15 protein-coding genes and 1 other annotated feature are annotated in these 10230 nt (G+C 59.2%); of the genes, 3 read left to right on the top strand and 12 right to left on the bottom strand.

Going from position 1 to position 10230, the window contains the following annotated elements; genetic code table 11:
- On the bottom strand, positions 1-563 hold a 563-nt coding region (locus NW842_RS13500; RefSeq protein WP_414418238.1), incomplete at its 3' end, for an RNA-guided endonuclease InsQ/TnpB family protein.
- A 78-nt stretch (positions 564-641) separates the two neighbouring features.
- Positions 642-941 (bottom strand): AAA family ATPase, encoded by a 300-nt coding sequence (locus NW842_RS13505; RefSeq protein WP_414350991.1) that lies wholly within the window; start codon positions 939-941, stop codon positions 642-644.
- Between the two features lie 194 nt (positions 942-1135).
- Here NW842_RS13505 and NW842_RS13510 point away from each other — a divergent pair, with 194 nt between their 5' ends.
- Together NW842_RS13510 and rpsU are read left to right on the top strand one after the other, a co-directional pair.
- Entirely contained in the window at positions 1136-2422 is a 1287-nt protein-coding gene (locus NW842_RS13510; protein WP_414375529.1) for a trypsin-like serine protease, read from the top strand.
- A 99-nt stretch (positions 2423-2521) separates the two neighbouring features.
- Positions 2522-2707 carry a 30S ribosomal protein S21 gene (rpsU, locus tag NW842_RS13515; protein ID WP_011432857.1) on the top strand — a complete coding sequence of 62 codons (186 nt, stop codon included), beginning with the start codon at positions 2522-2524 and terminating at the stop codon, positions 2705-2707.
- Positions 2708-2776: 69 nt separating this feature from the next.
- Here the strand turns inward: rpsU and NW842_RS13520 are convergent, their stop codons facing one another.
- Positions 2777-4153 (bottom strand): TonB family protein, encoded by a 1377-nt coding sequence (locus NW842_RS13520; protein WP_414418239.1) that lies wholly within the window; start codon positions 4151-4153, stop codon positions 2777-2779.
- Positions 4154-4226: 73 nt separating this feature from the next.
- Here NW842_RS13520 and NW842_RS13525 point away from each other — a divergent pair, with 73 nt between their 5' ends.
- Complete coding sequence (locus NW842_RS13525; protein WP_414375532.1) at positions 4227-4658, top strand: hypothetical protein; 432 nt, start codon at positions 4227-4229, stop codon at positions 4656-4658.
- Between the two features lie 57 nt (positions 4659-4715).
- Here NW842_RS13525 and rplL read toward each other — a convergent pair whose 3' ends face one another.
- The 9 genes from rplL to NW842_RS13570 all read right to left on the bottom strand — a co-directional run bounded on the left by rplL (position 4716) and on the right by NW842_RS13570 (position 9944).
- Positions 4716-5126, bottom strand: a complete 411-nt coding sequence (gene rplL, locus NW842_RS13530) for a 50S ribosomal protein L7/L12 (RefSeq protein ID WP_414329114.1) — start codon at positions 5124-5126, stop codon at positions 4716-4718.
- Positions 5127-5189: 63 nt separating this feature from the next.
- Complete coding sequence (gene rplJ / locus NW842_RS13535) at positions 5190-5753, bottom strand: 50S ribosomal protein L10 (protein ID WP_011432851.1); 564 nt, start codon at positions 5751-5753, stop codon at positions 5190-5192.
- Between the two features lie 58 nt (positions 5754-5811).
- Positions 5812-5971, bottom strand: a sequence feature (ribosomal protein L10 leader region).
- 78 nt (positions 5972-6049) lie between these two features.
- Positions 6050-6760, bottom strand: coding sequence for a 50S ribosomal protein L1 (rplA, locus tag NW842_RS13540; protein WP_011432850.1), 711 nt, complete (start codon positions 6758-6760; stop codon positions 6050-6052).
- A gap of 106 nt (positions 6761-6866) precedes the next feature.
- Entirely contained in the window at positions 6867-7292 is a 426-nt protein-coding gene (gene rplK, locus NW842_RS13545; protein ID WP_011432849.1) for a 50S ribosomal protein L11, read from the bottom strand.
- A gap of 9 nt (positions 7293-7301) precedes the next feature.
- The gene (gene nusG, locus NW842_RS13550) at positions 7302-7967 is read right to left on the bottom strand and encodes a transcription termination/antitermination protein NusG (RefSeq protein ID WP_011432848.1); all 666 of its coding nucleotides are present in this window, start codon (positions 7965-7967) and stop codon (positions 7302-7304) included.
- Between the two features lie 62 nt (positions 7968-8029).
- Positions 8030-8302 carry a preprotein translocase subunit SecE gene (secE, locus tag NW842_RS13555; protein WP_011432847.1) on the bottom strand — a complete coding sequence of 91 codons (273 nt, stop codon included), beginning with the start codon at positions 8300-8302 and terminating at the stop codon, positions 8030-8032.
- Between the two features lie 103 nt (positions 8303-8405).
- The gene (locus NW842_RS13560; protein ID WP_414375536.1) at positions 8406-8783 is read right to left on the bottom strand and encodes a hypothetical protein; all 378 of its coding nucleotides are present in this window, start codon (positions 8781-8783) and stop codon (positions 8406-8408) included.
- A 1-nt stretch (position 8784) separates the two neighbouring features.
- Positions 8785-9540, bottom strand: a complete 756-nt coding sequence (trmD, locus tag NW842_RS13565) for a tRNA (guanosine(37)-N1)-methyltransferase TrmD (protein ID WP_414375537.1) — start codon at positions 9538-9540, stop codon at positions 8785-8787.
- 5 nt (positions 9541-9545) lie between these two features.
- Positions 9546-9944 carry a hypothetical protein gene (locus NW842_RS13570; protein WP_414329472.1) on the bottom strand — a complete coding sequence of 133 codons (399 nt, stop codon included), beginning with the start codon at positions 9942-9944 and terminating at the stop codon, positions 9546-9548.
- Positions 9945-10230: the final 286 nt, after the last annotated feature.

Below are 10230 nucleotides of genomic sequence, written 5' to 3' on the forward strand. Positions count from 1 at the left end.
ACATCCAGCCCCACCGCCTCGCCGGTGTAGCCCACCTTCTCCCGACGCTCCACGTCCAGGCAGAACTGGGCGTAGTACCCATCGGCCCTGCGTATGACCCTCACCCGGTTGATTTTCAGGGTGAGGATGTCCCGCCGTGCCTCGCCGTTGCAGTACAGGGCAAAGGTGCCCGCCTGGAAGCCGTCCGTGAAGGTGATGGACATGCCGTCAGGAGACAGCTTCCAGCCGGACAGCTTGTACTCCACCGAACGACAGTGTTTCTGGAACTTGGGATAGCCCTTCCGGGCTGCCTTCTCCTTGCAGCGGCGGTAGAAGTTGGAGATGGCAGACCAGGCCCGCTCCGCACTGGCTTGCCGGGCTTGAGAGTTCAGCTTCTGGGCGAACGGGAACTCTCTGGCTAAGTCCTTGCAGAGGGAGTACAACGTGGCCCTGTTCACCCCCTGATGATCCATCCAGTGGCGCAGGCACTTGTTGCGCACGAACTGGGCAGTCCGGATGGCCTCATCCAGGGCTTGGTACTGCTGGGCTGTGCCGTTGAGGAGCTTGGCTTCGAGGACGCGCATGGGCCCACTCTAGCGCAGGTTAGCAAGATAAAAGCCGCCCTGGTCGCGTCAGCGGGCCGTAGGCCTTAGGGCGGGGCTTTAGACCCAGTTTTTTGGTAACTGTTCCGGGGTGGGACGGGCAGGGGTGTCAATCACCGTGTGCTGAAAGCCTGTGGGCGTGGGAGTGGTGGGATCCCCGGCCAATACCTTGATAGGAAAGGATGATCCCCGTTCTGCCCAGCGAGAGGCCGAGCGATTGGGATCGGCATCGATCAACAGGGCCATCCCCGACCCACCCGCAGGAGCTGCCCCTTGTTTTTGCTGAAGGTAGAGGGCCAGGTGTACCGCTGTAGTGGTTTTGCCCACGCCCCCTTTGAACCCCAAGACCGCGATATTCATCTGCCACACACCCTCCCACCCTGGTTTTACTGCCCAGTTGCGCAGGCGGCAAGAGGCTAAAGTGGGCATTGGGGTCTTGGGGCAAATCGGAAGAGCCGGGCGCGGGGGGAAGCGTTCCCGGTTCCGCAATCTTTAGGCTTCGCCGGTAGGATATCCTTGGCTGGCATAACCGGCTGGCTTTGGAGAATCTGACCATGCCTCATCTCTCGCGATCCCATTCCTCCTTGGGCTTGGCTCGCTCTTGGTCTATTCCGCTGGGGTTGTGTCTGGCCCTGAGCATAAGCGCCTGTGGCGGCGGGGGTTCCAGTCGCCCGCTTCCCCCAGTCTCAGCTCCTCCCACAGGACGAATTGAGGGATCCCATTTCGACGATCTCAACGGCAATGGGCTGCGGGATCCGGGGGAGCCGGGGCTGCCGGGCATCGCCACCTTTTTGGACTTAAACGGCAATGGCCGCCTCGACCCGGGGGAGCCCAGCACCGTCAGCGATGCCAGCGGTAACTTTCGCTTCTCCAACTTGCCCCCTGGCACCTACCGCGTCACCGCCCTTTTGCCCCCAGGGCGAATCTTCACCACGCCGCGCTCAGGCTTGGGGCTGGAGCGGATTGTGGGCGGCAGACCTGCTCCCGAAGGGGCCTTTCCCTGGATGGTGGCCTTGCTGAACGCGGCTGAGCCGGATCCCTTTCGAGCGCAGTTTTGCGGCGGATCCCTGATCGCGCCGGAGTGGGTAGTTACCGCTGCCCATTGTTTTTTCGACGAACAAGGCAAGCAGGTAGTGAGTGCCCAAAATCTGGATCTGCTGTTGGGTACCAACCGCCTACAAATCGGCGCCGGTCAACGCATTCGCGCCGCGCAAATTGTCCTCAACCCCGGCTACAACCCCCAGGTGGGGAAACTTGGGGGGAACGACATTGCCCTGGTGCGCCTTTCTCGGCCAGTGGCTCTGGCCACCCTGCCGCTGGTGCAGCCCAACCAAACCAACCTGACAGCCCCCGGCACTGCCGCCACCATCCTCGGCTGGGGAGCCACCTTCCCCCGCGCCCTGGATCAAGAGCCCAGCGGCTTTCCCCGAGATTTGCAGCAGGCCACCGTTCCCATCGTCTCCAATGCGGTGTGCAACGCGCCCCAATCCTACAATGGCAACATTTTAGATACCATGCTCTGCGCCGGCTTTCCTCAGGGGGGAGTCGATGCGTGTCAGGCTGATAGCGGTGGGCCTTTGATTGTGTCCAGTGGCACGGGTTTTGCCCTGGCCGGAATCACCAGTTTTGGCATCGGCTGCGCCCAGCCCAATTTCTATGGGGTGTATACGCGGGTGTCTAGCTTCGCCGGTTTTGTGCAATCGGTAATCGGCAGTGCCCCCAGCCCAACTCCAGCACCACCCTCCCCTCCACCCCCCACCGGGACAACTGCTTCATTCGTTGTCAATTTGAGGGAAGGTGAGGTGGTTGCGGGGCTCAACTTTGGCAGCCGGCTACAGTGAATAGGAACTGTAGCAGCAAGCAGCGGGGCGGAGATGGTTTAGGATAGGGATCCCTGTTGTAACCAAACCCATTTGATCGACGGAGGAGATGTCTTTCCTATGACCCAAGTGACGATTGGCGAAAACGAAGGGATCGAATCTGCGCTGCGTCGCTTCAAGCGTCAGGTTTCTAAGGCGGGCATTTTACGGGACTTGCGCAACCATCGGCACTTTGAAACCAACCTAGAAAAGCGCAAGCGCAAAGCGGTAGCCGTCCGGCGGAACCGCCGCAAATCTATGGCCTAGGCTACTGCCGACACTCGGAAATCTGAACCCCTCTGAACAGGGCTTGTGGCCTTGCCTGAGGTTCTGACGTTAGTTTCTCGGAATCTGGGTTGGGCCAGCCTGCAGGGATCCGCTCAACACGTTAATTTCCAGCATCAGTTCTTCGCCAACATAGCTCTCGGGCAAAGGAGCAAAGGGGGCTGAGCGCTGGATGGCACTGAGCACGGCTGCATCCAATAGGGGATCTTCTGAGGGGGTTTGCAGGCGCAGTTCCCGCAGGGATCCCTGTCGATCCAGACGCACCTGCACCACCGTTACGTAGGATCCGGATGCCCGCCGTACCATCCAGTGTTGGCGAACCCTTTCTTGGAATTGAGCCAAGTAGTCTCCCCAATCCGGATCGGCGACGGCATTGAGGCTGGGTGGGCCTGCCCGCGAGGACTCTATCCCACTGGTGCGACCAAGGCTGGAGCTGTGGGATCCGGTAGGAAAAGTCGGGGGCAAGGTGGGAGAAGGCTCTTCCAACGGGGCTGCGATCGGCTCTGGAGAGGGCAAAGTTGGATGCGGATCCGCTGGAGCCGACAGGTAGGGTTGTGGCAAAACCTCAGGAGAACTTGCTGCTCTTTCGGGTTGAGGCTTGAGGGATTGAGCAGGAGAGATCTGAGCCGATTTGGTCTCCACTGCTGCTGCCGAGGAGGTAGCCAGTAGGCTTTGCAGATGCTGACGATAGTCCTGCAGTTGCTGGCGCTGTGGAGAGGACAGAGGCCAGTGATCCAGCCATTCTTCCGTCAGATGTAGCGCCTCCGCCCAATTGTGATCGGCAACTGCCTGCTCCAGAGCTGCTAAACCCGCTGACAGATTTTCTAACCTGGCCTTTGGCTGCTGCTGAGGAGAGGCAGAGTCGCGGTTGGGTTGGGGCATCTCAAGCTCCCTTGGGGATGGGGGGAGGATCCCAGGGACAGGACTCCCTGCGGCTGAGGCAACCAAAGGCTGTGCCGCCGCAGAAGTGGCCTCTTCACTTGGGCTGGGCACTTGCGACTGCCGCACCGATACGTGATCCCGAGGTTCAGAGACACCGGACTCACGGGCGGAGACGGGCGCAATCCACTGCGGCTCTGGGGGCGGCTCATCCGCCATCTCCACCCACTGAAAGGAGATTATCTCCTCCTCCGGGATCCCAGGCCGCCAACCCATCCAGCTCATCGCCATGAAATGCAACGCGATGAAATGCAACCCTGCCGAGAGCACGTTGGCCAGCCCCAGGCGCCAAGGTAAGGAGCGGCGTTCCTGCTGTCGTTCTTGTTGAGAACGGCTGAGGCGGGGCTCTGGATCCACCTCTCCGTCTGTCAAGCAATTTGCCTGGCTCTCAGCAGCCGGTTCTGGTTTGGGGGAGGTGGACTCTGCAGTAGGTTGGGCCGGGATCCCTGTGTTACGGAGATCTCGGTTGGGGTTCAATTCGTTTTGCACCTTTCCACCTCTCCCCACAGCCACATGCCAACAGAAGCCCACTGACACTTTTCTACTGTCAGAGGATCGCACAGTGCGTATCCTGGAGGGCACCTGGTTTATGCCTTTTGGTCGCAAGCTCAAAATCACCTACCCCAACGGCCTCATCCACATCATTTTCACAGCGGCTACCCCCATCGACGACCAAACCTCGCAGGTGGTGCAATTCTGTTTACGCAACGATTCGGAAGCAGAGGTGAGTGCTGAGAGTATCATCGCCTTCGATCGGCAGGTGACCCTTGAGGATCAACGGGTTCTGGAAAGCACCGACTATGACGTTCCCCTCGATATCAAGGCGGAGCAGCACATGTTTACCGATAAACCCAGCATCGTCATGCGTCGCAAGCTGGCTGCCCTCTTGAAAGCTCACGGAGAGGTGGAAGCGCGGCGGAGCAGGGATCCCGAACCCACGCCAATGGTCGGTCAGACCCAAAAGAGGGGCCGGAGCAGCCCCCCTTGGGTTTGAGAGTCTTGATTAGATTCCTCGTCAGAGCAGGGAGAGGCGCTCTCCTCGTAACTGGAACTACTTGATCTTGACGGTGGCGCCGGCTTCTTCCAGCTTCTTCTTGATGTCGTTGGCTTCCTCTTTGGCAACCCCTTCTTTGACGGGTTTGGGAGCCGCCTCGACCAGATCTTTGGCATCCTTCAGACCCAAGCCGGTCAACTCGCGCACCACCTTGAGGATGGCGATCTTCTTGTCGGCTGGCACAGCCTCGAGGATGACATCAAAGGCAGTTTGCTCTTCCACCGGCTCAGGGGCTGCCGCCGGAGCTGCCGCCGCCGCTGCCACAGGAGCTGCCATGACCATGCCGCCGGCTGGGGCTGCTGCACTGACGCCAAAGGTTTCCTCGATGGCTTTCACCAGCTCGGAAGCTTCCAGCAAGCTCAAGGCTTTCAACTCTTCCAAAATCTTTGCAACGCGCTCTGAAGACATGATGGTTTCTCCTTGGGGGTAACAGAATCGATACACAGGTTTGGGCTGATGAACTGAAGCCCTTTATGCGGCCTCCTTGTCGGCAATGGCCCGGATGGCCCGCCCCAGAGAGGCTGGGATCTCGTGGATACCGCGCGCCACTTGCGTGGGCACAGCATTGAGCCCGACCGCCAGGCCGGTGGCCACCGACTTGAGGCTGCCCGCCACTTGGGCCATGAGCACTTCCTTGGGCGGTAGCTCGGCGATGGCCTTGGCCTGCTCCAAGGTCAGGGATAGCCCTTCAATGCCAGCACCGCGGAACTCGGTTTTCTTGGTTTGCTTGGCAAAATCTTGATACGCCTTCAGGGCGGCTGAAATATCGCCCCGAATCAAGATAAAGGCCGTCGGCCCCGCCAAAAAGGGAATGATCCCTGCCCAAGCTTTTTGGTCGGCGATGGCTCGCCGCATCAGGGTATTCTTAACAACCATGCAAACCGAATCCGACTTGCGCAGCTCTGCCCGCAGTTGGTCCATCTCCGCAACGGTCAGCCCCTTGTAGTCGATCACCAGCACCATTTGGCTGGCCTGCAGCAGGGATCGGACTTTATCGACGATCTCCGCTTTCTTCGCTAAAGGTTGCTTGCCCATGCGCTCACCTCCTTTGTTGTCAATGGTCACCCAGGGTTAACGGGTGGTGAATCTGGGTTCTGCCAAACAGAATGCGTCCCAGCCGTGGCCGAGACGCATGGAGATAAGCGCACCCTCAAAAGCGATCCAAGAAGGGATCCCTTTGAACTTCGCTCAAACCTCGGCAGGACATTAAGCCCGCGGGCACCTGCTGTCTTCGGCTTGCTATTCAACTGGGGAAAAACGCTCTGCCGGGATCCTCCTCCAAATTCACTCACTCAAACCCTTTTCAACCCATCGCAGCGCCGAAGCCAGGCTTAGGTCGCCAACTTCAGCTCCCGCAGGGCATTGATATCAACCTCAATCGAGGGGCCCATTGTAGCAGAAACGTGTAGGGTTCGCCAATACTTGCCCTTGGCTCCAGAGGGACGGTTGCGATCGATGGACTCCTGCACTGCCTTTAGGTTCTCCAGCAGAGCTTCGACGGGGAACTTGCACTTGCCGAAGATCAAATGCACAATGCCGGTGCGATCCGCCCGGTACTCCAGCTTGCCGGCCTTGAACTCCTTAATCGCTTGGGCCAGATCCATGGTTACCGTTCCCCCCTTGGGAGAGGGCATGAGGCCGCGCGGCCCCAACAGCCGCCCCAGCTTAGCCACCTGGGGCATCACATCGGGGGTGGCGATCAGAAGGTCAAAATCCATCATGCCCTTGCTGATTTCCTCGATCAGGTCTTCATAGCCAACCCGATCCGCCCCTGCATTTTGGGCCTCCACCACTTTCTCGCCGCGGGCAATCACCGCCACTCGGATTTCTTGGCCGGTGCCCCTGGGCAAGACTACAGTGGTGCGCAGTTGTTGGTCGGCGTACTTGGGATCGATCCCCAGGCGGATGTGAACCTCTGCCGCCTCCTCAAATTTGGCGGTGGCCGTCTCCTTCATCAGGGCCAAAGCGGCTTCGGGAGCATAGGCAATGGGCTTCACCTTCTCCCGCAAAGCCTGCATACGTTTGGAAAGTTTTCGAGCCATCGTTTCTCCTCGGGGTACTGACGAGAACTTCTCTCCCCCACAGTGGTTTGCTAGAACAACTTTTTCAAGACCGTGAACACCTCAGACCGGGCAAGGGATCCCTCCATCAATCCACCACCGTCACCCCCATGCTGCGAGCAGTTCCGGCAATAATTTTCATGGCCGCCTCCACATCGTGGGCATTCAAATCCGGCAGCTTCTGCTCGGCGATCTGGCGCAGTTGAGCTCGGGTCAGGGATCCCACCTTGGTTTTGTGGGGCTCGCTGGAGCCAGACTCAATGCCCAGAGCCTTCTTGATCAACACCGAAGCCGGCGGCGTCTTGAGGACGAAGGTAAAGCTGCGATCCTCGAAGATGGAGATTTCAACAGGCACCACCATCCCGGCCTGATCCGCCGTCTTGGCGTTGTACTCCTTACAAAAGGCCATGATGTTGACCCCGTGTTGACCCAAGGCTGGGCCAATGGGGGGAGCGGGGGTGGCCTTGCCCGCCTGAATGGCCAACTTGACCACGGCCACCAACTTCTTAGCCATGAAACGCAGTTACACCTCTTTTCGCACTTGACCAAACTCTAATTCTACCGGGGTATCGCGCCCGAAAATCGAGATTAACGCCTTGAGCTTGCCCCGTTCTGGGCTGACCTCCACCACCTCGCCGTAGAAACCCTGGAAGGGGCCGGACAGCACCTCGATGCGATCCCCAGGGGCCATGTCGATTTTGAGGGGCACTTCCTCCACCTCGACGCTGCTGAAGATGCGCTGGACTTCGCTTTGGCTGAGGGGACGCGGTGTAACATGCCCCCGACCGCGACCGTAGGCCCGCTTTTCTTCGGTGCCGACAAAGTTGATCACGTTGGGGGTTGTTTTCACCACCATCCAAGTGTCGTCGTTCATGTCCATGCGCACCAGGACATAGCCGGGAAAAATCTTCTCCTCTTGCTCCTGGCGCTTGCCGGATCGATCCAGCTTGAAGCCCGTCCGCTTCGGGATCACCACCTCGACAATTTGATCCGCCACATCCAAAGCAGCCGCCCGTTGCATCAGGGTGCTCTTCACTTTGTTCTCGCAGCCTGAGGCCACCTGCACGGCGTACCAGCGCAGGTTGCGACGCTCTTGACCTTCCCCCTCGTCTGGTTCCGGGATCGCGTCTGCAGGCTCAAAGTGCTCCACACGGCCCCCACGACGTTTTCGCTGCTGCTCTGGCCTCATCACCTCACATCCTCCCTGTAGCCATCCTTGAACATGACTCTCTTGCCCCTCAGGACAGAACATCACAAGAACAGCTGAGTGGCTACCCAAGCAAACACTTGATCGACCAGGTAGATGAAGGAAGCAAAAGCCAACACAATCAGTAAGACCCCTACCGACTCGCCGATCAATTGCCGGCGGCTCGGCCAAACAATCTTGCTTAATTCTGTGCGGGTCTCTTGAATAAAACCCGGGATCCCTTTGGGTGCGGTGGAACTGTCTTTGGAGTGACCCCGGCTGGCGGGATCCAAACGCTGTTCCGTATCGGCTTTGCTGGAGGGGGTGCTCTTAACCACGGCGGTGTTCTCCTAATGGATCCCGAAAACGGTGTACCGCATTTCAGCAGGCACGGGATCGGCTTTGCGATCCTAACAGATTTACCGGGAATGGGATCCAACCTTAGGGAGTGGGGGTGGGCTCAGGTGCCAAGGAACCGGGAGAAAGCGGGAGGGAGCGGCGGCGGGATTGGTTAAATTGCTCCACAGCAGCATCAACGCTGGCCTTGCCGTCCCAGCGGGAAGCAGCACTTTGGCGGGAGAGGAAGTCGGCAGCCCGGAAGAGATCGTTGACGTTGATGCTGGTGCCATCCAACAGAGGGGGATTGCTGTCGCGGCGAATGGCATCGTTGACACTTCCGCTTTGGGCCAGGGCCACCCCAGAACCGCTCAGAACCGAGCTCAAGGCCATTCCCACCAGGAGCAGCACTGGGGGCGAGGGGATCCCACGCCAGCAGACGGGCGATGGATTCAGGAGACGGTTGAGAAGCTTGCCGAGCATTTTATTTCTCCGCTTCGTTTCCACGAGGGTGCTGCTCCGCCAGCCCCTCTACCAACAACTGCTGCTCTTCGGCGGTCAAGGGGCGCTTGGCCAACAGGTCTGGCCGCCTTTGCCAGGTTCGAACCAGCTGCTGCTGCAGACGCCAACGGGCAATGGCTTGATGGTCGCCTGAGAGGAGTACCGGCGGCACCTTGTGCCCCTGAAACTCTGGCGGGCGGGTGTACTGAGGATAGTCCAGCAGCCCCGCCTCGAAGCTTTCCCTCTTTAACGAGTCTACCTTGCCCACAGTGCCCGGCAAGAGCCGCACCACGCCGTTGATCAGGGCCAGCGCCGGAATTTCCCCCCCGGTCAGGACAAAATCCCCCAGCGACACCTCGCGGGTGGCCAGGTATTGGCGGATGCGTTCGTCAAAGCCTTCGTACTGGCCACACAGCAGGATCAGTTGCGCCTTCTGGGCCAGCTCCTGCAGCAGCGCCTGGTTCAGCGGTTGCCCCTGGGGCGTCAGCAGAATGATCTCGCAGGGATCCAACCGGGGCAGGGAGGCGACAGCAGCGAAGAAAGGCTCTGGCTTGAGCACCATGCCCACCCCACCCCCGTAGGGCTCATCATCGACACGGCGGTGCTTATCGGTGGCGAAGTCGCGTGGATTGGTGCAGTGGACTTCGGCGATCCCCTGCTGTAGGGCTTTGCCCACCAGCCCAATGCGCAGCGGCGTTTCAAAAAATTCGGGGAAAAGGGTAAGGATATCGAACCGCACAGGACTCAGGACGAGGTGCGCAACCGCTCCAAATCCAGGCGCAAGGACTCAATCTGATGGATCAGCTCCATCAACTCAGCCATCTCTTCTCTGGAGATAGCCGGCTTGTTGGGGGAGGAAGCTGGTGTCGGGGGAGCATTCTCGACAGGCGCTTCAGAGTCAGGACTTGCCGAGGGGGCGTTGGCGGCTGGATCCCTGAGACTCTCAACGTAACGAACTGCCTCCTGCTCGATCAACTCTCCCTTTTGCTCCAGCTCCGCCGCCAGTTGTCCCAAGTCCATCGAAAGGCGGTTGAGGTTTTCGGTGCGCTTTTCCGGGTCTTGCAGGATTTCCACCAGAGCAGTGGCTGTGCCGTAAAAAATGTGGCGAGCCCGCGTGAACCAATCTGAAGAGTGAGAACTCATGGCAGCAGAAAGAGGTGGGTTGTGGATTATTCTAGGCGATCCACCCGACGGGATGAGCCCAAGGATACAAGCAGAATACCCGGCGTTCGAGGACAGACTGGAGTCTAGTTCTCCAAAGTCTTGAGGGCAATCTCAACCTGAAGACAGGGTTTAATCGACGGCGCGGATCTCGCCACTGTTTAGGCGCTCCACAATCGATTCCAGCAGTTCGTGCTGATACATTTACGCTGAACACTGCTGAACATCACTGTTCAACTATGCAGCGATAGCATTCTGTTTGTTTCCA

The sequence above is a fragment of the Synechococcus sp. R55.4 genome (genome assembly GCF_047461935.1).
Taxonomy (GTDB): Bacteria; Cyanobacteriota; Cyanobacteriia; order Thermostichales; family Thermostichaceae; genus Thermostichus.